Source organism: Ohtaekwangia kribbensis (genome assembly GCF_042676245.1).
Lineage (GTDB): Bacteria > Bacteroidota > Bacteroidia > Cytophagales > Cyclobacteriaceae > Ohtaekwangia > Ohtaekwangia kribbensis.
Genome location: NZ_JBHTKA010000008.1, coordinates 194,437 through 217,548, shown reverse-complemented (window position 1 = coordinate 217,548; position 23,112 = coordinate 194,437). Strand labels below are relative to the sequence as shown.

24 protein-coding genes are annotated in these 23,112 nt (G+C 40.1%); 7 read left to right on the top strand and 17 right to left on the bottom strand.

The annotated features are described in order from the left end of the window. Positions 1-6 precede the first annotated feature (6 nt). Positions 7-777, bottom strand: a complete 771-nt coding sequence (locus tag ACFQ21_RS21720; protein WP_377582601.1) for an SDR family NAD(P)-dependent oxidoreductase — start codon at positions 775-777, stop codon at positions 7-9. Between the two features lie 204 nt (positions 778-981). On the opposite strand from ACFQ21_RS21720, the gene ACFQ21_RS21715 reads away from it, so the two are divergent. Then, positions 982-1,674 carry a hypothetical protein gene (locus ACFQ21_RS21715; RefSeq protein ID WP_377582599.1) on the top strand — a complete coding sequence of 231 codons (693 nt, stop codon included), beginning with the start codon at positions 982-984 and terminating at the stop codon, positions 1,672-1,674. A gap of 49 nt (positions 1,675-1,723) precedes the next feature. Here the strand turns inward: ACFQ21_RS21715 and ACFQ21_RS21710 are convergent, their stop codons facing one another. The 7 genes from ACFQ21_RS21710 to ACFQ21_RS21680 form a co-directional block, all read right to left on the bottom strand. After that, positions 1,724-4,084, bottom strand: coding sequence for an ABC transporter permease (locus tag ACFQ21_RS21710; protein WP_377582597.1), 2,361 nt, complete (start codon positions 4,082-4,084; stop codon positions 1,724-1,726). A gap of 260 nt (positions 4,085-4,344) precedes the next feature. Continuing rightward, positions 4,345-5,424: an acyltransferase family protein gene (locus ACFQ21_RS21705; RefSeq protein ID WP_377582595.1), complete on the bottom strand. Its 1,080-nt coding sequence runs from the start codon at positions 5,422-5,424 to the stop codon at positions 4,345-4,347. Between the two features lie 84 nt (positions 5,425-5,508). Further along, on the bottom strand, positions 5,509-6,519 hold the full coding sequence (locus tag ACFQ21_RS21700; protein WP_377582593.1) for a WG repeat-containing protein: 1,011 nt from the start codon (positions 6,517-6,519) through the stop codon (positions 5,509-5,511). Between the two features lie 151 nt (positions 6,520-6,670). Continuing rightward, positions 6,671-7,132 (bottom strand): hypothetical protein, encoded by a 462-nt coding sequence (locus ACFQ21_RS21695; protein ID WP_377582591.1) that lies wholly within the window; start codon positions 7,130-7,132, stop codon positions 6,671-6,673. Between the two features lie 75 nt (positions 7,133-7,207). Beyond that, on the bottom strand, positions 7,208-7,672 hold the full coding sequence (locus tag ACFQ21_RS21690) for a hypothetical protein (RefSeq protein ID WP_377582589.1): 465 nt from the start codon (positions 7,670-7,672) through the stop codon (positions 7,208-7,210). A 24-nt stretch (positions 7,673-7,696) separates the two neighbouring features. After that, positions 7,697-8,074, bottom strand: a complete 378-nt coding sequence (locus ACFQ21_RS21685; protein WP_377582587.1) for a virulence RhuM family protein — start codon at positions 8,072-8,074, stop codon at positions 7,697-7,699. Between the two features lie 297 nt (positions 8,075-8,371). Beyond that, the gene (locus ACFQ21_RS21680; protein WP_377582585.1) at positions 8,372-8,584 is read right to left on the bottom strand and encodes a helix-turn-helix transcriptional regulator; all 213 of its coding nucleotides are present in this window, start codon (positions 8,582-8,584) and stop codon (positions 8,372-8,374) included. A gap of 163 nt (positions 8,585-8,747) precedes the next feature. On the opposite strand from ACFQ21_RS21680, the gene ACFQ21_RS21675 reads away from it, so the two are divergent. Then, a complete protein-coding gene (locus tag ACFQ21_RS21675; RefSeq protein WP_377582583.1) occupies positions 8,748-9,083 on the top strand; it encodes a hypothetical protein in 336 nt (111 codons plus the stop codon). A gap of 130 nt (positions 9,084-9,213) precedes the next feature. On the opposite strand, the gene ACFQ21_RS21670 is transcribed toward ACFQ21_RS21675, so the two are convergent. The 3 genes from ACFQ21_RS21670 to ACFQ21_RS21660 all read right to left on the bottom strand — a co-directional run bounded on the left by ACFQ21_RS21670 (position 9,214) and on the right by ACFQ21_RS21660 (position 12,392). After that, positions 9,214-9,843 (bottom strand): hypothetical protein, encoded by a 630-nt coding sequence (locus tag ACFQ21_RS21670; RefSeq protein WP_377582581.1) that lies wholly within the window; start codon positions 9,841-9,843, stop codon positions 9,214-9,216. A gap of 135 nt (positions 9,844-9,978) precedes the next feature. Then, positions 9,979-10,353, bottom strand: coding sequence for an AAA family ATPase (locus ACFQ21_RS21665; protein ID WP_377582580.1), 375 nt, complete (start codon positions 10,351-10,353; stop codon positions 9,979-9,981). Between the two features lie 71 nt (positions 10,354-10,424). Beyond that, positions 10,425-12,392 carry a hypothetical protein gene (locus ACFQ21_RS21660; RefSeq protein WP_377582577.1) on the bottom strand — a complete coding sequence of 656 codons (1,968 nt, stop codon included), beginning with the start codon at positions 12,390-12,392 and terminating at the stop codon, positions 10,425-10,427. A 357-nt stretch (positions 12,393-12,749) separates the two neighbouring features. On the opposite strand from ACFQ21_RS21660, the gene ACFQ21_RS21655 reads away from it, so the two are divergent. The 4 genes from ACFQ21_RS21655 to ACFQ21_RS21640 all read left to right on the top strand — a co-directional run bounded on the left by ACFQ21_RS21655 (position 12,750) and on the right by ACFQ21_RS21640 (position 15,500). Beyond that, on the top strand, positions 12,750-13,622 hold the full coding sequence (locus ACFQ21_RS21655; RefSeq protein ID WP_377582574.1) for a VOC family protein: 873 nt from the start codon (positions 12,750-12,752) through the stop codon (positions 13,620-13,622). A 65-nt stretch (positions 13,623-13,687) separates the two neighbouring features. After that, the gene (locus tag ACFQ21_RS21650; RefSeq protein ID WP_377582571.1) at positions 13,688-14,386 is read left to right on the top strand and encodes a fibrobacter succinogenes major paralogous domain-containing protein; all 699 of its coding nucleotides are present in this window, start codon (positions 13,688-13,690) and stop codon (positions 14,384-14,386) included. Between the two features lie 122 nt (positions 14,387-14,508). Then, positions 14,509-14,766, top strand: coding sequence for a hypothetical protein (locus ACFQ21_RS21645; protein WP_377582568.1), 258 nt, complete (start codon positions 14,509-14,511; stop codon positions 14,764-14,766). Continuing rightward, positions 14,763-15,500, top strand: coding sequence for a zeta toxin family protein (locus ACFQ21_RS21640; protein WP_377582565.1), 738 nt, complete (start codon positions 14,763-14,765; stop codon positions 15,498-15,500). The genes ACFQ21_RS21645 and ACFQ21_RS21640 overlap by 4 nt, the downstream gene beginning before the upstream one ends. An 85-nt stretch (positions 15,501-15,585) precedes the next feature. Here ACFQ21_RS21640 and ACFQ21_RS21635 read toward each other — a convergent pair whose 3' ends face one another. The 6 genes from ACFQ21_RS21635 to ACFQ21_RS21610 form a co-directional block, all read right to left on the bottom strand. Next, complete coding sequence (locus tag ACFQ21_RS21635; protein ID WP_377582562.1) at positions 15,586-16,320, bottom strand: hypothetical protein; 735 nt, start codon at positions 16,318-16,320, stop codon at positions 15,586-15,588. Positions 16,321-16,418: 98 nt separating this feature from the next. Further along, positions 16,419-17,459 (bottom strand): winged helix DNA-binding domain-containing protein, encoded by a 1,041-nt coding sequence (locus tag ACFQ21_RS21630; protein WP_377582559.1) that lies wholly within the window; start codon positions 17,457-17,459, stop codon positions 16,419-16,421. 1 nt (position 17,460) lies between these two features. Continuing rightward, positions 17,461-18,642, bottom strand: coding sequence for an epoxide hydrolase family protein (locus ACFQ21_RS21625; RefSeq protein WP_377582556.1), 1,182 nt, complete (start codon positions 18,640-18,642; stop codon positions 17,461-17,463). A gap of 72 nt (positions 18,643-18,714) precedes the next feature. After that, positions 18,715-19,257 (bottom strand): Crp/Fnr family transcriptional regulator, encoded by a 543-nt coding sequence (locus ACFQ21_RS21620; RefSeq protein WP_377582553.1) that lies wholly within the window; start codon positions 19,255-19,257, stop codon positions 18,715-18,717. A gap of 188 nt (positions 19,258-19,445) precedes the next feature. Then, complete coding sequence (locus ACFQ21_RS21615; RefSeq protein WP_377582551.1) at positions 19,446-21,980, bottom strand: cation-translocating P-type ATPase; 2,535 nt, start codon at positions 21,978-21,980, stop codon at positions 19,446-19,448. 393 nt (positions 21,981-22,373) lie between these two features. Further along, entirely contained in the window at positions 22,374-22,697 is a 324-nt protein-coding gene (locus ACFQ21_RS21610) for a hypothetical protein (protein WP_377582549.1), read from the bottom strand. A gap of 157 nt (positions 22,698-22,854) precedes the next feature. Between ACFQ21_RS21610 and ACFQ21_RS21605 the strand changes: the two genes are divergently transcribed. Beyond that, complete coding sequence (locus ACFQ21_RS21605) at positions 22,855-23,064, top strand: helix-turn-helix transcriptional regulator (protein WP_079687313.1); 210 nt, start codon at positions 22,855-22,857, stop codon at positions 23,062-23,064. Positions 23,065-23,112 lie beyond the last annotated feature (48 nt).

Genomic DNA, 23,112 nt, shown 5'->3' with positions numbered 1-23,112 from the left:
CACTTCTTATAGGTACATACCCCCGGCTACTTCAATACGTTGTCCGTTTATCCATTTAGCATCATTGGAACATAGAAATGCTACTACGCTTCCAATGTCGTCAGCTTGTCCAATCCGCGGCAGCGCTGTGATTGCTTTTATATGCTCTTGTACTTGAGGTGTTTCACGAAGTCGGCTGCCATTAAAATCGGTAGCGATGGCGCCTGGCGCTACTACATTGGCACGTATATAGCGTTGTCCTAATTCTTTAGCTATATACTTGGTGAGTGTTTCTACTCCTGATTTTACACTGGCGTATGCGCCACTGCCGGGATTTGTAAAGCGTGTTAAGCCGCTGGAGATGTTTACAATGGCACCGCCATCGCTGATATAGGGCAGGGCTTTTTGTGTAAGGAAGAATACACCTTTTAAATGTACATTTACAAGTTCATCAAACTGCTCTTCTGTCGTGGCTGCAAGCGATGGTACAGTTATGCCATGTCCTGCGTTGTTGATAAGAAAATCGAAGCGTTCTGATTGGAATCTATTCTTTAAGGATGTCAGTAATGTAGCGTAAAAAGTATCGAAGCTTTTCGTGTCACCGGTGTTGAGTTGTAAAGCTGTGGCACGTTGTCCGGTTTGTTCGATAGCAGCTAAAACAGAAAGTGCTTCGTCTTTCCTGGAATTGTAGGTTATGATTACATCGTTACCGCGTGCAGCCAGGTTTAAGGCTATATCTTTTCCAAGGCCGCGACTTCCGCCAGTTACCAAAGCGATTTTTGTTATGTTCGTTTTCATATTGTTTTGTTTTTAATTACGATGTAAAGGTGCACACACGCCTCGTGACGGATTTATATCTATCTACGCATTGCTTATACTTTTCCCGGTTTGGTTTGCGCGCAGATTTTGCAGGTTGACGCAGAGCTGGATTTGCAAAAAGATGCTATATTGGCTAGTGTAGGATGGTTAAATGTTGGCTTAAACTAATCGGAATTAGTACTTATGAGCTATATAGAAGATATTCGGATTTATGATCGCAAGGAGGATAAATTTCGTTCCGTGTTAACGAATTGTGTTTCTCACATGTTCAAGCGTATTTTGAAAAGTAAACTCAGAACACCAAACGTCTTTATTTTTTCGATATATCTGACGGATGATGAAAGTAAACACTTAAGTTACTATCACTATGGAGGTTTTTTGACTATTGATTATTTCTTTGATCCAGATGTCTACCAGCAGAGTAAAGATGTTTTTGAAAGAAAGAAAATGATTCTCGATATGATTCGTAATGCGCTGCTTCACGTGGCTTCTTGCGAAAACTGGGGAACTGATATTATTTTAGACACGTATAATACATGCTTAGCGAGCGAAATAAAAAATGAATGGTGGTTTAAAGGAAAACCGATTGCTTCACCTGATAGAAGACATTATATCGGTATGTATACCGTGTATGATTTTAGTCGGTTTGAATACTGGCTCGTACTGTTTGATAAGGCCAAAACAGAATTGATACGACACTTAGTATACAAGGATCGTGCAGAAATTTTTGTAATTTCTCATCTGTCATGGCAGGATCGTGAGCATATTGTATACAAATTTGGCGGGCCCCAAAAGTTGTTTATATATAGTATTGATGATCTGCTACAATCGCGTGTTGCCGAAATTCCTGAGAAGATACATTTGATGTTTAAGTAAACAACAGGACACGCAAATGTAGCTATCAGGTCAAGTGTAAAACACAATGTTACTCATTCCTTAAACTCTTCACCGGGTTCTCCAATGCCGCTTTAATAGATTGGTAGCCTACCGTAACCAGTGCAAGTGTAATACATAGCGTTCCTGCGAGTATAAATATCCACCATTCTATGTTGGTTCTATAGGTATAGCCTTGAAGCCATTGATCCATAGCATACCATGCGATGGGTGTACCAATCAATATCGCGATAGCTACGAGTGTTGCAAAATCTTTGGAGAGAAGCGCGGTAATGCGAAGTACAGATGCTCCCAAAGTTTTTCGGATGCCAATCTCTTTTATTCTGACTTCAGCCATATAGCTGGCGAGTCCGAATAGTCCAAGACATGAGATGAAGATCGTTAGTATAGTGAATACCGAAGTGAGTGATGCGGTGCGTTCGGTGTCTTCAAATTTCTGTGCATAGTCATCATCTGAAAAATGAAACTCAAAGGGATATTCAGGATTATACTTTTGAAAGAGTGCTTGTATACCTGCAATGGCTTGCTGTGGAGCTATATCTTCTCTCAGTTTGATGTGGATTACATTAAATCCGCTTCCTTTTTCTCCTTCAATAACGAGGGGCTTTATAGTTTGATAAGGTGATCCGGTGATAAAATCTTTCACTACGCCAACGATATGATACTCGGTACCATCCGTTTCGGTTACTCGTTGACCAATCGGGTCTTTAAAGCCAAATGCCTTCGCTGCCGCTTCGTTGATGAGCATGGCCGTTGAATCGGTCGGGTATTTTTGAAGATCCATATCGCGACCTTGTATCAAGTGAAGTGATGCAGTTTCCACCAATCCTTCGTCAGCCGACATTCGGTCAAAGTCGGTTTTGTCTTCCGGATTTTTACCTTGCCATTGCAGGTCCCACGTGTCACTCATAATCATGCTCATGGGCGACAGCGTTTTGGTTACGCTTGAAGCTATACCGGAATTGATGAGCTCATTTTTTAACGGTGTATAGTTCTCGTAGAGATCGCCTGTCATCCAATGATATACCAGTGGTGTCGCATTATAGCCGCGATCGCGTGTTTGCGTATAGCGTATCTGTTGCACCACTACCATGGTCGCTATAATCAGCACGATTGCAAATGTGAACTGTGTAACGACCAGTATCTTTCTCGGGTTGATGCGTGCAAAACTTTTTTTGAATGTGCCCTTTAGCACCGTAACAGGTTTAAAAGACGAAAGGAAGAATGCCGGGTAACTGCCAGCAATAATACCCGTGATAATCGTGAAGGCAATCAATGCTATCCAGAAATATAGTTGTGTAAAGGGTACTGAAACGATTTGGCCAACGAGTGTATTAAAGTAAGGTAACATGAACTGCACCAACACAACGGCTATAGCTGCCGATATACCGGCCAGCAAAATTGACTCGATTAAAAATTGTCCTATCAGCAATGTTTTATCAGCACCGGCTACTTTTCGTACACCAACTTCTTTTGCCCGTTTTTCACTCCGCGCGGTGCTTAAGTTCATGAAGTTAATGCAGGCTACCAGTAGAACGAATCCACCAATAATGGCGAATAGCCGTACCGTTTCTATTCGTCCTCCGGCAGATTTTCCATTTTCAAATCGTGAGTATAAATGCCACTGACTGATCGGGTGAAGTATAATCTCTTCTTTAACAAGCCCTTCGCTGTGACGAATGGTGACGTCTTTTATCTTTTCGCTTACGGATGCAAAGGAGTGCCCGGGCTTGAGTTGGACATACGTAAATATACCATTGTTCGCCCAGTTTACTTCGTCATCGTTTGTACGTTTCATGTACCCCCACGACAATATATACTCAAAGTCGAAATCGGTATTGGGCGGCAGGTCTTTCATAACACCGGTTACACGGTATAGCTCATTATCGATTTTAATCTCTTTTCCCAATGCATGAATGTCGTCAAACATTTTGAGCGCCATTTTCTCTGTTACAATAATGGAGTAACTATCGTTGAGTGCTGTGCCGGGATTACCTTCTAATAGTGGAAAGGTAAATATCTTCAGGAAGGAAGGATCTGCAATAAGTGCTTTTGTTGATATTTTACGATCGTCTACAACCGTAACAAACCACCGGCTAAAGGTTCGTGCTGCATCTGCTACATCTTCATACTCTGCTTTGAGTGTTGGGCCAAGAACCTTTGGTGTATACGGCCAACACTCAATCTTGTCGTTCATCCGGCCTTTGTTCCAGGCCTGGTATATATCTGGGCGATTTACATGAAAGGTATCGAAACTTACTTCATGGTCTATCCATATAAAAATTATGATCGCTGTTGCCATTCCCACGGCAAGCCCGGAAATATTAATGAACGAGAAGCCTTTGCTTCTGATGAGATTCCGGAGTGCGACCTTAAAATAATTTCTGAGCATGCGTGAAAGTTTATGACCTATTCAGGAATGCACTTGCAAAGCATATTCCAGAATGAAACCCATTTTCTTGCTTGCATTCCAAGAGTATAAACTTATAACATGTCCGGAATTGAAATAATGTGAACGGAAATGGAGTTTAATAGACATGTTAGGACTGGCTTTCTCGGCATTGCCTGCTTATTGATTCCGCCTGATTGTTCAGCCATCAATACGTTGCAACGGTGGGGTACACTAAATGTATTGCTTGTGGATAAATAGTATTATTTTTCCAGCCGATATTTGCTGTTCTTGAGTTTTAAAAATCTCTTTTCAAAGATCTCGTACGACATCATTGCACTTACAATACAAAACGCCAATCCTAACAAATTGTTTATATAGTAATTGTCCGTTGGCCGAATGTGATAAACCACCAATAGCGCTAAAAGATGAAATATATACAACCCGTATGAGATCTTTCCCAGATAACATATTGGCTTGAGAAATAGTAGTTTTTGCAGCCATTTCAATTCGCTGTTAATTGCCAATGTTACTACTGAAAAAGAAAACAACCCCGCACTGGTATAGGAGATGAAAAAGAGAATGTTGCTCGTGCTTACGTGGGGCGTCATAATTATTCCGCACAGACTTACAGCAAATATTGCTAAGAGAAGTATAGTCGGTATATCTTTTAATCGGTTATAGTAATATGCCATTAAGGTTCCTGCAATAACAGACTCAAAGTGTGTTACCGGCAGAACCCATATTGCCGGGTGACTTGCTTGCGCGTGTATAAAAAGAAATCTGGAAAGTAAGCCTGTCGCAATAATGCTGATGAGTATAGCTTTGCTCGTTGCCTTCTTTAGACGCGATGCAAACATTACGACAAAAGGAAGTACAAGATAAAATTGTTCTTCGTACGAAATAGTCCAAAGGTGGCCCGTTGCAGTGTGTGGATTGTAGCCATGTATAGCGGTAGCTATATTATCGGTGAAGGTAGCCAGCGTTACGAAGCGGAAAAGACTTTGCTCAGGTTTGAATACAAAAAACGAGATGGTAATTATAAAGATAAGGTATGCGAAGTATAGCGGCCATATTCGCAGCATCCTTCGCATGTAGAATTTAAAGAGACTGATTTGGTTGCGTGTTTGTATTTCGATAAGCAACAACCGCGTGAGAAGAAATGCCGACAGGCAAAGGAAGATATCGACACCTACCCACCCCATCTTTTGCAGACCCGACATGGCTGCAACACCGGCAACATTTGTATGGTGTATAAATATTAAAATGAATGCAAGAAACCGGACGGAGTCCAGTTGAGGTATGTATACAAATGAAGAGGCAGGTGATTTACTTTGATTCATCGGTCCATGTAAATGTACATATAGTCTCTATACTTTGGTTTGAGTTACAATGATTTAGCGCCCCAACGTTTTGAGATGTACATATTAATGCACTTCATCCACCACTTCCTCCAACGTCTCAGCTTCAAATAGTTTCTCCCATCGGCCGTTTCGTTTGCCTTTTGCTTGTTTGCTATAGGGTGTAATTTCATCGTATTGCGTGTCGACAACCAGCTTGCCGCTTTTGTTGATGAAGCCCCATTTGCCGTTGCGTTTTACAGCAGCGTGTCCGTTGTAAAATTCAGTGGCATCGTCCCATTCTATGGGTATAACTATTTTGCCGAGCTTGTTGATGAAGCCGGCTTTATAGGCATCGGTATTTCCTTTTAATACCAGCGCATAACCCTCTGTGAATTTTCCGGGCATAAGGCCTACAGGAGCGCGAAGTATAGATTTGCCGGTCTTGTCTATATATTCAAAAACTTCACTGCCCACGACCTGCACCAGCGCAAGGCCGTCACTGAAATCTTCAGCGTATGAAAACTTGATCGGTATAACAAGTTTTCGTGTTGCATTGATGTAGCCGAACTTCTCATCTTTCTTTACCCGCACCATTTCGTGTGGTGCAGAGATGTCACCGATAAAATCATATATGGCAGGACAAATCGCCACGCCTTTGGTGTTGATTATACCGTAGTGATTATCTTTCATTACCTGTGCGAAACCTTTGTAAAAAGGACCTGCCTCCTGCCACTGAATGGCGCTGATCATAACACCTGAATCGACATGCTTGTATCCAGTGAGCCCGTTGAGTGTTAGGCGAACAATTCCTTCGTCTGATACATTGGTAATTTTATCGTACTCCAGCGGAATAACGTAGGCACCTTTCGCGTTAATCATGCCCCACTTCGATTTGTACTCTACACGCGCTTTGTCTGCAAAAAAATCATCGACATAATCCCACTGCGCAGCTGCAACGGTATCCCTACTGCTGTTAATAAAACCATAGAGACCATTCTTCCTGAATCGTTGGAGGCGGTCGGTTTGTTGTTGCTGTGCGAAAGAAGTTGAGTGAATGATGAATACGAAGAGAAAAAGTAAAACGATCCGATACATGTTAAAAAATGACTTGTGCTGAAGTTAAGGTGATAAATATATCGGGTTGTTGATTGGAATTGCCTATTTTTTATATACCAAGCCGGTACGTTTTAAGTTCGGTTTTTATGTAGTGTGAAAGTTATTTTTGTCAGCTTAATTTAGGCACCGCCTACCTTGAATTCTTCACAACGATACCAATATCTCCGGCATACGTTCGAAACTGAAAGAGTTGGTCGGAAGGGAGCCAGTATCTCTTCTTTTTGCCGTTCTTAAAATGAATCTTGAAGTATTGATCGCTTATCTCGTCTTTCGGGAGTATTTGAAATAATATATAGTCGATATTTGAAAGCTTGTATATTCTGTTTTTGCGGAAGGATAGCGCTGGGAAAATGATCTTTAGTTTGTCGGGGTAAAGGTATATAGTTTTGTACATCGCCCGGAAGTACACGTAAAAACCAACGGTATATATCAGCTCTACATATTGGACTTCTTTGTAGAAGGAGTCGTGCGGAGCAACCAACCCAATGATGAAAGCATTAATGAAGTACCAGGCAAGCATTTGTCCCCAGGGAGATCTTACAATTTTTACTTTGTACGAAGAGGGCCGGGGAGGATAATCTATTGTAGACACGGCATCAGATAATTATAGTTGCTTTACCGGTTTGTTATATTGACGCTCACGGTTTTGCTCATACGACTATATTAGTCACTCCACCAGTTTTATCACTTCTTCTTCCTTCAATTTTCTGACTGCCATTTCGTGGGCAGAGAATTCTTTATTGCGTGGCCAGATGTGAAAGCCTCCGGAGAACTGCTGTCTGAATTCAGATATGAGTTTATTGAATGCAGCTTCATCAATGCCCATGCCGGGATAGTAAACGTAATACCATTTGCCCCATATACCATTTTCATCGATCTGTCCATGGTAATCGATTTGATGCGTGCTATAGTGTTTCATAAAACGACAAGTCATGGAGGTAAGATCATAGTGACCTTCGAAGGTGAAAGCGCCAACGTCATCATGTCCGTTGCCTGAGATGTTACCGTTTATAAAGTCAAGCATCAGCAGCATTTCATGTCGCTCTTGGCTATGGTAATAAACGTAGAAGCCAGTCCAGTACCCGCTGGGGAGGTGTGGATGTTGCTCGTAACTATCGGGAGACTCGCGCATCGATGCTCTTTCGTTTAACTGGTTTTAAAAAATAACAGACTTCATTTGTGAGATAAACTCCCGCAGAATTTTAGTAGCCCAGATACGGAATTGCGTTGCCTGCAGGCTGTTAACCCGATAACCTACCGCGATGATGGCATCGAGATTGTACAGCGCAGTAAGATAATTCTTGCCATCTGCAGCAGTTATTTCCATTTTGGAAACAACTGAATCTTCACGCAGTTCACTACTATCAAAAATATTTTTTAAGTGTTTGCTTACGGCCGGAACTTCAACCCCGAAGAGTTCAGCCATTCTCTTCTGGGAAAGCCAGAAAGTTTCTCCGGCATAAAGCACTTCAATGCGCACGTTACCTTGAGGGGAACTATAAAAAATGATATCTGAACTTTGCGGTTTATCCATTTTGCGTAGTTAATTCTTTTTTGCATAAAAGACTATATCGTTGCTCTCCGCATCTCTGGATTGTAATTCTTTATGAAGTTTGCTTCCTAGGATAAAAAAATAGGCAACATTTCGTTTCGCTCTTTGCTATTGTATAGATATTGAACCCAGTCCAGTACCCGCTGGGGAGGTTTGAATGTTGCTCGTAACTATCGGGAGATTCAGGCATAGTAGTAATTACATCTGTGTTTAATGACAGTAATTTTTATACTATACATATTATGTGAAGGGTGTGATAAATTCCAACGCTTCAATTCTTTATTGTTCAATCAACAGCGAAGATACTTTTACATCCAGGTATTTGGCAATTTCAAATAGTGTAGCAATGCTTGGCTGGCTATCATTAGTGCACCAGCGTGATACTGTGCCGGGTTGAACATTCAAATAATCTGCGAGCTCTTTATTGGTCTTTTTCTTTTCTGCCAGTACGACCTTGAGCCGGTTATATTCAGGACTTGCTGTTTTGCTCATAGTTTCTTAAACGTTTCGAACAAAACTAAGTGTTTGAAAATTAGTGCTTTAAATGTGTTTTAAGCGCATATTATTATCATTAAAGTATTATTAATGTCATTTATTGTTATTTATATGCTTATTGATGTTATATTTATGACAGTAAAGCATCTAAAAATATTTTATGACGACTAAATGTTGCCCATCAGAACTGCCTTATCAAAAGGAACTCATTCTTCAACTCCTCAAACAAGAGCTTAAGAGTTATAGATTCTTTAACGGCTTGCGCGAGGTTGGCCTTGATGATTCTTTCTATCATTCAGACTTCAGTTCGCTGGTTCTAACCTATATAGGCTTTGATGATGAAGAGAACGTAACCTATGATTTCTATTTCGCTTTACTTGAAAAGTATAGCACGTACTTCCAACCTAATGAAGAAACTGTAACGAAACTCGCTCTAAGTGTATATTTAGAACTTGTGCTAGAATTAAAAAGTAGGAAAGAACTCAGCCGGGACTAAGGTTCACATATACGCTGCCATCATTTCTTTCGTTTCTTTTTCTGTTTTTCAGCAAATTTCATCACCTCTTTTTGCTTTTCGTCAAGCAAAAAATGATAGTATTGATCGAGATTGTTCAGTGAGCTTGTTACTAATTCAATATATCACTCTTAAACTCTCTCGATAATTGCGATTGGTAAATGGATTGTTTGATGTTCAAGTAATATCCGCGGAAATAAAGCCCATAAAGTCGTTGTAATTTTTCAATAAGAGTCATTTTCTCGTCATTGGAGAGGATAGAGTTTACCATTAACCTGGAAGCAAGAAACACAAACTGATCGTTTAAATATTTGATGAAAATATGTAAATCATTATAAAACGAATGTTGTGACGCATCCGCAATTACCTGCTGCATGAATGAATCTAAAATTGCTGGCTGTTGGTGTCTATTTCCATACACGCCTTGAATTTCCTTAAAGTCTTCCTTGAGCTCGGAATATAACTTGTAAACTATTTCTATTTCCGCTTGTTGATTTATAGCATTAAACTGAAGCTTGTTCGCTTTCACTTGCTCTTGAAAAGATACGTAGACTAAAATTGCCCCGACTATTGCAATAATTGGAGCTGTCATGCCATTAATGGCATCTCCAACTGCACCTTTTTCATGAAGATCCCAAGTAGTTGACCTTGCAGGCAACGAAAAGAGATAGACGGCAAGAAATAAGGAGCAGATGAACAGTAAAACCCCTGAGATTGTCTTCCACTTTAGTTCGTTTTTCATATTCCGATGCCTACAGATTTTGAGTCGAGGAAAATTTCTTTTTTGACATATTACTTTGCTGTTCTGCGCTTCAAATCTTTACAAAGCAACATGCAGACGAAAGAGGGCGTTAGTACCTAGTGGTTTCTAGAACTATTATTTATCAGGTTTCGATGATAAAAGATTTCTTAAACATAAAGAGAATGATATTAGTAAATTGTCAACCCTTCGTTGAAGATCTTGTTTACAAATTCGTAAATTGAATGTATAACTACAAGCAATGAGAAAAGCATGGATAGTTTTAACCGTTACATTAGAAAGTCCTCTTTCGGCTAACTTCCCTGCAATTTCCTTTGCGATGCTTTTGTTGAAAGCACAAAATAAAACGTTAGCTGTGGACATTGGAATGTGACGAGCACATTCCATGATAGTAGTTGTTTTTCCTGCTCCGGCTACAGCGTCTATGATCCCAATTCCATTACCTTGCTGAACAAATCTAAATATAGTTTGTTGCTCTGGAGTAAAGTTCATATTTATTATGATTTGCTAAACCAATCTTAGAGGTTTGACGTATTTCGTTTTATAAAAAACGAAATGGCTACTTAAGCAAGATTCAATTTCTCAAACAGAATTCTATTTCTTTCCTTTGAATCTCTAAGGACCTTATCAAAACTAATTATTTCAATGTACATATTATAGTTATCATTGAAAGAAAAATACCCATCACTATTTGGCAAAATTTTATAGCCAGCATCATCAGCGAATTCTTTTAATTTTTTAGTGAGATCACATACTATATATGCGTAGATAGGCGTGTTCTCTCTGAAATTAAATTCTCGCTCATTTTTGTCTTTTGCGTGACCCTCAATTATTTCTCTAGCGTATCGGTTTATCTGTAAAATTGGGTTTTCCAGATCGGTATAGTCATCTCGCATTGGCCTTTTAAATTCAATCAAAACAATTGAATGATATGGCTTATCATCATTAGTAAATGCGAAAGGTTTGTTAAATATTATTATGTCTGGTCGCTCAGCAGATTCCGACTTGGCGAGTTTAATTTTTTTAAACGATTTGTCTGACGCGAGATATTTATGATACGATAACTTTTCGTCCAACATCCATAGGTTATGGTCCTCGAATCCAATCTCGTCAGAAAGCTTTTGAAGTGGGAATATTAAACTATGGACAGCTTTTTCAGTGGCTTTCTTGTTTAAGAGTTTTTCAAAAAGATCAAGTACTAATTTTCTATGAACTACATACTCAGAAAGTTTTGCATTACCAACCTCTACGACTTTAGCGTAAAGTTCTTTGTGCTGTGCATTGAAAGCGTCTATATCGTCTTCGTTTTCAATAAATTTTAAAACTGTGTTAGTTTCCTTTTTTACATCGAGTTCTAACTCTTGTTGAATTTTAAAAACCTCAATCTCCATCTTTTCTTCTGATAATGTAGACGGAATCTTTTTAAGTTTATCAGATTTATACTTAAGGAGCTGCTTGTAACGAGGATGTTGCGAAACAAACTCTTTGACTTTAGTTATTCTTACTTCCGATAGCTTGGTAATTTGATCTTCAAATTCAGTATGTAAAAGATCGGTTATTTTTTTTCTAAGCTCCTCTTGAGTGGTTTCTCCTGAATATTCCAGATCGCTTTTCGAAAAGTTTATAGAAGTCCTCTCATCGTTGACATTTTCATCTAAGTATTTTCCCTCCACATAGACAGCGATAGAAAAATTCCCGTCTTTATCAACTAAGAAATTGTCGAGTTCAGGAATGTCTATTGACATTTTTTCTGATATCACTTCTCTATTATGTGCGCAGTAATGAATTTTGTTGTCGATCTTACTACTATAGAGTTTTACAATGCGTAGGGTAAATTTATTGTCGCGTATTGGAAGATTTTTATTTTTTACTTTGCCTCCGGTAAATACATTAAAAAGATCGTTCACTACTGTTGTTGTCCCCAAATCATTAATACGGATGCGAGCACAATCCGTAGCCACAAAGTATATAAATGCATGTTCAATAATTTTGAAGGCAATGTCCTCAGTTTTGGAATTGCACCACTTACGGTAATCGTCTTTAAGTCCTTTTAGTTTTACAATTGTATATCTATCAGTTGTCGAGTTGACTTTTTCCAGCGTGTGTTGTTCGATGCCTTTTTTAGTCGGTTCGAAACGGAACTTTCGAAGATTCCACTGATCATTCTCGTAGAATCGGCTTTCAATTTCTGCAGCTTGAAAAGCTCTTAACCAGGTAAAGCGACCTATGCCTTTACCTCCCTTTTTGTATGTCGAATGTGCGAAGTTAAATGACTCATAGTTAGCTTCCGTAAAGCCAATCCCATTATCGCGTACTACAAAGTCAACAATTTCAGGTAGAAGCTCTTGACCATCTAGTTCCAAACCCTTCTGATTTAACCTTATGATGTCAACATCCACGATACCAGGTTTAGTGGAACTACCTTCTTCAATTGCCTGAATAGAATTTATAATAGCCTCGTAAAGTGGAAGAAGGGTGTTGTTGTAAGCTAGCTTTTTCTCGTTGATTTTCCCCTTAATATCTATCTCCATGATTCTGTATTTTCAGAGTGCTATAAACTTATGCTAACCGAGAAGCCCAGTCGGGTTTAAGTGAATATTAGAACTAATATATTTCTTTGTAAATGTTGATCAAACTCTACAAGGCCTATATTTTCCGAATGTCGGATATAAATTTCCGAACAACTAGATTTTGCCTCCCAACAGATTACTGGCCTTCAAATTTTATTCCGTTCCCTGCCACAATAGCATGAAATAATCACGGGGTATAGGAAGCGTTAAGGAAGGCCTTAGGATCGCTATACCTAGCCTTTACCTTGCTTTTCGAAAAACAGCTCTAAAATCAGAAGTTTCTTTGGTGAGTCGGCAGTTTTGTTAGTACTTGGGCTCATGACTATAAAGGGCATTGTAACCGTATTTATACACCTGAGCGCAGGCTTTGCAGCCTGGTCGCAGCTGCTATGCGAAGAGGCGAATCTGCATAAGCTGATTATAGGTATAGATCATGTTCCTATAGTTGTGCGTGATCTGAATGAAGCAAAGACTTTGTTTTCCGACCACCTGAAGTTTACGGTGAAAAACGGCAGAGAGCATGAAGGTATCAGTAACTTCTTCGTAAAATTTCAAGACGGTACATATCTTGAGTTCATCACACCGTTGGATAGTTCATTCGCTATCGGCAACTACTATTCAAACTTTCTCAAGCACAGGGCGGGAGGAACCAGCCTTGCGCTATCCGTAAAGTCAGCAGACTCTGTAATGCTGTCGCTTCAACAATGCGCGGTGCCGTTCAAATCAAATGAGAATCCTGTGTGGCTAAGTGTTGAACCTTCAGGTTACGATTTGTTCTATATCGAATACAGAAACAAGACTTGGAAAGAGCGTGAAGTATATACAACGCATGCCAATCAATCGCTGTCGTTGAAATCTGTTTGGTGGATTTCAGAAGATCCTGCAAAGTATATATCAAATTTTACGAAGCTCGGTTTTGTCCATACAGGTGCGTCCACATATTTGGGTATTCGGGCACAGGTACTAAAAGCCGGGTCAAGCGAATTAATAGTGGTGAGTAGAAGAGACGGTGCCAGTATACTCGCCAACTTCAAGTCGGCTGCAAGGGAAGGTGTTTTTGGATTTACGGTTCAGGTAAAATCGTTGGCTACAATCAAGCAGTTACTCAAAGATCAAAACCTGGTCATTAAAGGTAACAGTATCATATACTATGTTAGGGATTACAATTTCTTCATTGTGTTTACTGAGTGAAATGAATGCTGTATCCTCCGGATAGATAGTTACGTTATTGGGGTAAAACTTAAACGATCATCCCCATGAAACCCATCAACCCTGACCGGTATAGCACGAACGATCATCAACGTTATTATAGTCAGCTAACCATACTACCGGTTTTAATACTCTTTATTTCATTGCTATTCAGTTCGTGTGGAGGCGCCTCAAACGGAAATGATAGTCTTCATGCCAATAGCAAAGCAGAAGTTAAAATAGGCAACCAGGTTTGGATGGTTCATAATTATGATGGCATCACCTTCAGCAATGGCGATTCTATACCACATGCAAAATCGGCTGAAGAATGGGAGCGAGCTGGTCGGGAAGGAAAGTCAGCTTGGTGTTACTATAAAAATGATGCAGGCATGGGAGGTAAATATGGACGTATCTATAACTGGTATGCCATCAACGATGCGCGCGGTTTTAGTCCGGAAGGGTGGCATGTGCCCACCAATGATGAATGGATAGCCTTGGAGGAGTTTGTAGGTACAGCAGAGGCTGGCCAGCGATTGAAATGTAGTGGCGATACTACCAGCGGATTCTGTGCGCTTCTCGGTGGGTATCGAAGTAAAGAAGGAGGCTTTTCGGGCGTTGATGAATTTACCTATATGGCCAGCGCCACCGAGCGCGATCAACAGGCAAATGATGCTTGGGGACGCGGTATACATAACACCAACAATTCCATCATGCGCTGCGGTCTATATAAAGCGCACGGCATGTATGTGCGACTTATTAAAGACTAATTAAAGTATATATATACTGATGATTACGATATCGATACTATAGCTAAAATGCTGTACACAATGCTGTGCGATCAACGCAGAACGAAATTTTTTAAACTACGTTAAAATGGTTATTTTTGAATATGGCCAAGAGGAAATCTAATAGCGACTTCCAATATTCTCATAATCCATTGGAAATGGAGCGCACGCTCGTTGCCAAAATTTCTGAGACGGGCAAAGAGCAACTGAAAAAGCGCAGAAAGGCAGGGTTGTCGTCATTTTATGCTAAAGAGGGAAAAATCGTTGAAGTATTGCCCAACAACTCTGAACTTGTACGACACACAATAAAATCCAAGTGGGTTGTTTTAAAGAAGGAAAAAAGATCTTTAAAACTTAAATGAGTCGGCTCCGTCTTATTGCCGGCCCAAATGGCTCAGGTAAATCTTCCATCTTTCAGCTTATTAAGGAGTTTAAAGAAAAGCAGAAGGTCATCCCCACAGGTCCATTTATCAACTCCGATCAGATCGAAAAGGAATTTAAAGACAAGGGCTATATTGAGCTTAGACTTTTTGGTATTGAATCTCCTCCGGCCTCGCTAATTTCCGATTACCTGAAAATATCAACGTTTAAAGATCCTTATGATGCAAAGGTAATCGTTGATCTTGTTGTGTTAAAAGATGGATATTTAAAACTAAAAGCAGAAAAGTCTTCACCATTAATTGGAATGATTGTGTCGGATTTGATAAGGGAATATCTTTTATCAAACGGTATTTCATTTACAATGGAAACAGTTTTCTCTCATCCAGACAAGCTTGAACTTATTCGAAAAGCTATTGCCAAAGGCTATAAGGTATATCTATATTTCGTATCTACAGAAGATCCGCTTATCAACGTGAAACGTGTTGAGGGACGTGTAGCTGCCGGAGGTCATGATGTACCTTATAATAAGATTATCGAGCGATATGAGCGAACAATGAATAATCTGTATGAAGCCGTGAAGCTTTCTTACCGCGCCTATATTTTTGATAACTCAGGAAAGACAACCGTTAAAATTGCCGAGAAGGATAAAGATGGAACGGTATATATCGAAGAATCTGTTCCTGAGTGGCTACTTAAATATCTCAAAATCTCCTAAGGAAAATTATTAGTCTAAAATTTAAATATGCTATGAAGCAGCACGATGATTTAAGTCGAACTAAGCGATCTTAACTTTGTCTGTGTTAGTCTGTCGGTTCCATCGGAGTATAATTAATTTCTAACGCTGCAGGGTTATCGAACCAACTCCGGCCAAATACATCAAATATCACTACCGCGAGAAGTTGTTTGATTTTTTGAGCATCCTTCAAATTACTGGCTTCAATACTTTTCACAAACCTTCTCTGTTCATCAACTTTGGAAAATCCAATTCTGCGAAGCCTCTTCTTCATGTACGGAAAAAGCGATCCCTTCTTATAGGACAGTCCAATACGTAGCAGATTATTTATGCATGCAAAATCAAAAACTAAAGCTTCGCTCTTGTTAAGGTGCAACCTGAAGCTTTCGATTGAGCCATCCAACAGAAGAAAAATGGCATCATCTATATGCTGAGTATCAAGGAGAGTATATTTTGAGTCTTCGAGTTTATCGAGTGCCTCATTTGTCTTCTTTATCTCTTCTGTAAGATGTCTGATGAGTTGTGGGGCATTGGTATACTTCTCCAATTGTTCTTCGAGAAAGACCAACTTTCGATAGTAGCCTGCACGTTCATCAAACCCGGGATCTCTTAAATTCTTAAGTGTGTGTAATCTGCCAGCAATATGACTATGTGCCTTTGCAAAGGCCTTCGCTTCCGAAAACTCCCATTGCTCAGCGGCTGTCTCCACGCATTTTTTTAAACGGTCCTTCTCCTTTTCGAGGTAACGAATGAGATCATCAAGATTATCAAGTTGGTCTTCAATGTTATCATCAGCTGTCATGGATATGAAGATATATAATTCTTACAAACAAAAGATAAGAAGCTGTGGAAAGACATTGTTCAGAGATTTATCCGAGTTGAATTACAGGATGTACTTTCTTATTTCTGTAAGAATAACTTTATTGATTCCACTTTTGCGTTTAAGCCGCTATACTTTTTGTTGTCGTCTATAAATTCAATTTCTACAAAGGGGTCCTTTTTTACCTTTTTCCAGGTGCCTGCTATAGTGTTGTTGAATAGTACCAGCGGCTTGAATATACCGTTGCCTATAAATGATTTGTCGATGTCGGCAGGGAATGCAACGTCTCGGCCTTCCGTATAGCCAACCATATATTCATCGTAAGGAGGAAGTAGTGCTGTTACTTTCTTCTTTTGATGTTGTGTGTTTTCGAAGTATAAATAATTCAACCCATCCACGGAAGTGCTCTTGAGGTCCGAGCCTAATCCTGATATTCCGAATGCTGCATCCGTCATGCTCAAACCGCTCCACCATGCAAAATCTTTTGCAGTAGCAGGACCTCTCGACTTGAAATATACCGATGCGAGTTTTACAAGTGCATCTTTACGGGATATATTCTCGGAAGGCGGAACTCGTCTGTCGAGGAGTGCATAGGTAACTTTGTTGTTCTTTCTTTCGCCATTGCAGATACGCATTTCCAACTCGGCCCGTATTAATATCTGTGTTATAAGTAAACTTTCTGCGTTGATTTTCTTTCTGGCGAGCCGATCGGTGAGATCTTCCTTTGTAAGGTTGTGGTCGCGGTTCAATTCAGCCTCTATAACCTTCCATGCTTTTTTAAACACACTGTCCGTAAGACCAACTTGTTTATCTATATACTGCGTTGCTTTCTTTACATTGGGTGACGACAGTTCCATCATCCAACGGATATCGTTAGCATGAACAAAGTGCCACGTTGGTCTGAGTATATGCGTGCGGATAATTTCGCCAGCGTTTATGCTCTTCTCTATAGCAGTATCGGAAGGGTTTTGCATGCGCATACCAACGGCCCACTTTGCCATGGAATAATCCTGCGACTGCATGGCTCCGAAATGAGAGACAACATCTGCGCAAGTGTTAAACTCCGCAGATGTTAATCCCTGATTGGTCAATCGTAATTCTATCAATTCCTTTACCTTCATACTAAGCTGTCTGTTGAGCAAAAACTTGTCGGAGGTCGTTCACAAATAAATCCGGAACTTCCATGGCAGGGAAATGACCACCTTTATCGTGAAATATATAGTGATCAGGTTCACCCGTGAAAGATATCAGTTTTTTAAAGAGCGATTTGTCTTCGTTCTTTGCATATACCGTCATAGCTGTGGGTACTTTGGGTGGTGTCCATTGGTTCGCTTCTTGTGAGGCACCATCGTCAGATCCCCAGTTAAAAGCCATGCTCATATTTTCATATAGTATCTCGGCACTTGAGGCGCCAATTTTATTGAACCAATATAACGATACATTGGTGAGAATCTGATCGACAGGGATTGCATCTTCTGGTAATTCCTTTTCTTCGTCAGTCCACTCTTTATACTTTTCAATCAACCAACCCAGTTGTGCCACCGGACTATCAGACAACGCATAGGCTACTGTTTGTGGTCTTGTTGATTGTATTTCAAGATACGCTGTTCCGTTCTTTTTATACTCCTTCATGCGCTCGAGTCTTGGCTTTTCTTCCTCTGATAAAAACGAAGTATCGGATGGAAACATACCGAGACCTGCTACCGAGTAGAAATCAGTATTCACGTGTGTGCCGATGAGTTTATGTGCTGCCAATGCCGACATGGTACTGGTTATACCGGCCCCCATATCACCACCGTGCACCGCGAACCTGGTATAGCCTAATTGTTCCATCAAGGTGCTGAACGCTGCAGCAATGCGAAACATATTCCATCCTTTCTCTTTCACCGGTGTTGAAAAACCAAAGCCGGGAATGGAAGGTATAACTACATGAAAGCTCACTTCATTCTCGTTGCCCGGATTAGTAAGCGGTTCAATTACATTGATGAAGTCTGCGAAGGAACCCGGCCATCCGTGGATTAGCAGGAGTGGTGTAGCATTGGCATTGCCGGATTTTATATGAAGGAAGTGAATGTTCTGACCATCAATTTCGGTGATGAACTGCGGATACTTGTTGAGCAGTGCTTCCTGTTTTTTCCAATCAAATTTAGTGAGCCAGTAATCGGCCAGCTTTTTCAAATAATCTGTTGGTGCACCTTTTTTCCATCCTTCGTTGATCATTTCGTTGGGCCAACGGCTTTTGGTCAGTCTTTCGTTCAGATCGTTGATTTCGTTCTGGGAGATTTGAATTTTAAATTGTTTCATCGCTTTTGGGTTTTGTTGAGACAAAGTTGGCGCGAGATACCTCCGTGCGGCGATAACAATTGTTAATAAATACTATCTCCGGTTTCTGATCCTGCTTAACGAAACGGAAGTAATGCCTAAAAACGATGCTATATAATGCTGCGGCACCCGTTGCAGTATATGTGGACTTTGCTTTACCAATTCGTTATACCTTTCCTCCGGACTGTTTTTAATTCGGGAGAGAAACAGCTTTTGGTAATACATCAGTCGCTCGAATGTCTGTTGCTCCAGTTCCTGCTTGATAAGTGGTGAGCTTTCTATCATGGTGAAGTAATCCTTCTTGCTTAATATGTGGAGTATAGAAGGTTCGATTGTCTCAATGGAAAATAAACTCGGCTCCTCATTCCGAAAACTCTCGGCAGATGAGACACCTTCTCCTTCAAAGAAAAACTGGAATGTTATATCCTTTCCGTCTTTATTGAAGGACAATCTTATACAACCTTTTTCAATGTAAAACATTCGTTCTGAAGTCTGGCCCTCCTTTAATAGAATTGTTTTAGCGGGTAGCTCTTCGCGTTTAAAGAAGTGCCTGAACCGTTCCCATTCGGCATTAAGCTGTTCACGTTCTTTTACCATGGTGGAAATTATTAATTAAGTAGGGAAGTTGAAATAGCTGGGGAGTCGGGGAAGTCAGGAAGTCGGAAAGTGAAAAGCTTGTTTACTATACTCATCTGGCTGAATATATAGATGTATTTAAAAAATGATTAATCAGGTATACATCTCTCAACCACTGTTCTAATACAAGAAGATCGTTATAGCATATATTACTGCCTCCGCTTATACAATTTTACTATTTCGAACCAAAGCACCGACACAATGCCTGTTAACACAGCTCCGAACGCCTGGCTAATGGAAAGGGTTGTGAATTGAAAGAAGGCAGAAGCTGGTTCAATGAGTATGAAACATATAGTCAATATTGCAGTTATAGCGATGATGGCAGGAACCATTGCATTCTTATACCGGATGGTTGTCACTACCGAGTAATAAAATGATCTATTCACAAGTGTCAGGAAAATATTCGCTGCTATCAATGTAACGAACACCATTGTGCGTGTAACGGCTTCGTTATTGAATTGGTGCCGGGAGTATTGGTATATAAATAGAATGCCAATCGTTATTGCAAGGCCTTGTACAATACTTACGCTTAATTCGCGCCAACTAAAAAATGTATTGGTCAACGGTCGTGGCTTCTGTATCATTACATTTTTTTCCACGGGTTCATTTTCGTAAATGATAGAACACGTTGGTCCCATGATCAATTCCAGGAATATGACATGAACAGGAGTGAAAATCGAAGGATAAGCCCATCCCAGAACGAGTGGAATGAAAACTGTTAGAATGATGGGTATATGAATCGAGATGATATATTGAATAGCTTTTTTTAAGTTCCCATATATCTTCCTTCCCATGGCAATGGCGTCAATCATTTTTGCCAGATCGTCATCAGTCAGTACCAGTGAAGATACCGCCTTGGCAATCTCCGAACCTTTTTTTCCCATCGCGATGCTGATGTGTGCCGCTTTCAGGGCAGGCCCGTCATTTACACCATCACCTGTCATTGCTACTATATGACCATTCGCCTTCAACGCATCCACTATTCTAAGTTTGGCCTCAGGAAACATTCTTGTGAAGACATTATATTCTAATACTTTCTTTTTTAATTGATCTGTTGAAAGATTCATTAGTTCATCACCACTCACAGCTTTTTCATAGCCGCGGAAATTTACCTGTCGCGCTATCGTTGCTGTAGTAGCTGCATTGTCGCCCGTAATTATTTTGATCTGTATACCAGCCTGATAAAATGAGTTGAAAACATCTTTGATATTTTCTTTCGGAGGATCGTAAAATGCCACCAGGCCAAGAAACGAAAATGACAATTGCTGCTGCTCTTGGGGAAATTGCAATCCTGCAAAGTTACTGACACCTACACCAAGTACTCTGAAGCCCGCGCGAGTCAGTTGATCCAGGGCGGTTATGATACTAGTTTTTTCCTGAGTTGTGAGCGATGATACTTCCATCATGGCTTCCGGTGCTCCTTTAGCTGCGATAATTCTTTTACCATTGATATCCTCGAAAACATGCGTCATCATGGGTGGCCTGCCTCCCAACGGATATTCATGAATCATCTTAAAATTACCTCGGTCATCTGTTGCTGCAGTGTGTTGATAAGCGTCATGCAACGCCAGCTCCATCGGATCAAAAGGAATAGGTTCACTAGCCCACATGGCTGCAGCAATGATCTCATGTACCTGAGGTTCATTCTCTATATCATGTATCAAACCTGTTGACAAGGAAAAAACCTTTGTTAGTTTCATCCTGTTTTCGGTAATGGTACCTGTTTTATCAAGGCAAATAATCGATGCACTTCCAAGTGTCTCAACCGTTGATGTATTCTTTACAACTACGCCCAGCTTCATCAACCGCCATGCACCCAGCGCCATAAACGTTGCAAATGCAACCGGAATTTCCTCCGGAAGAATGCTCATGGCCAGTGTCAGTGCCTTCAGCAGACTTCCCAACAAATCATACGACTGAAAAAAATTAATTGACCAGATGATCATAAAAACAACAGTGCCTGCGACTGCCATTTTTTTCACGAAGCTGCCTATCTGTTTTTGAAGAGGTGTTTCTCCTTCCGCTATTCCTTCTATCGTCTTACCAATCTTGCCGAGAGCCGTGGCAGAACCAATTTCTGTAACTACACAAATGGCGAGTCCGCTTGTAACCAGACTTCCTTGTAGTACTTTATCGTTGGTTGTATTGTCTTTCTCAATTGGAAGAGATTCACCTGTTAGTATAGATTCATTTACAGCAAAGTCATTCGATTGAATAATTTTTCCATCGGCTGGTATCGAAGTTCCTTCTTCGATGATCATGTAGTCGCCCTGTACCAATTCCTCTTTCGGAATAGTTGAAATTTTACGCTCACGTATAACCCGGCAAAGTGGCTGCGTTAATGCACGAAGTTTATCCAGCGCTTTTTTACTTCGCGATTCCTGAAAAAGAGAAATGCCCGTAACAACTACAATGGAAGAGACCATAAAGATTCCATCGCTTGTATTACCTGTCACGAAATAAATCACGGCTGCCACTATGAGAAGGATCAGCATAGGTTCTTTCAACAGGTTGAGTAAGACGGCTATAAAATGATTCTTCTTTTCTTTGATTTCATTTCGCCCGGTTATAGCGCGAGACTTTATCACTTCAGCAGCTGTTAGTCCACTGATCCCGGAGTTTTCAACTATTATATCGGCCTGAGTTCTCAAATTAAATATCAGATTATGATTGAAGTTGTACACTTCATAGTCTCAAAATAGAGAAAAATCAGGGGGGAATCTATACCTCTTTAACTAAATCAAAGAACCTCGTACTAGAGTGAGCTGTCACTTCGTGCCTCACAAATAAAAGGTAATGGTGTCTGCCTGGAAATGATGGCGCCTACATATAGTAATTTTTCATTGTGAATGATACTTATTTTAGAACAGTTCTTCATCGCCCGCAACTTATTATACCGGACGCTTTAATCATTCTGGTGACAGTAAATTTTCACATTACATCAATAGAAGAACAAACACTTAAACAGATAAAAGAAAATCGTAAGCATGAAAGGAGAATAAATCATAAGGTTGAAAAGACTTCTCATTCATCTTAAGCCGAAGAAGAACATTCAGCTATATAACTCTATATGGCGATTACAGATGCTTATTCAAATCATGCTGTTCAATGCTTCTTCTTCGTGACAGCTCGCTATATATAGATTGTGCCATAGCATTCAACTGCTGCTCTCGCGTGCCGATGTTCGAAAGATCAAGCGATTCACTCTGTTGTGTGAGTTGAAAATATAGGTCGTGAATGGAATCGTCCTCGGTATCCAGGCCCATCATTGTTAAGATTGTTTCACTTAATTGGAGATGGTAATCGCTTGCGTTAAGGCCGAGATTGTTCAGGCCGCTTACAAGTTTGTTGTTAGTTAAATCATCTTTGATTAAAGAAATGATGAGATTTTTGTCCTGCATAACAGATGTATTTAAGTGCACAATGATAATTTAAAAATGCATTATATGCATTATAAAATGCATTAAAAACTTTTAGTAGTGCGTTTGGAGTGCTGTTTCTGTTTGATTGCCAAATCCTAAATTTGATTGAAACGATTCACTGCTAGGATAAAAACGAATGGCTTTTAAGGAAATAAATCGCATCAAGGTTGTATTGGTTGAGAAAAGAAGAACGAATAAATGGTTAGCAGAAGAGCTCGGCATGAACACTACAACTATATCGCGATGGTGCCGCAATGACGTTCAACCTCCGTTGGAAACTCTTGTTGAAGTAGCAAGATTACTTGACGTTGATATCAGGGAGTTGTTGGTGCCTACGAAGAAGTAGATATATACTTTGAAACAAAAGCTCTAAAAAGATAAATAAGGTTTAACC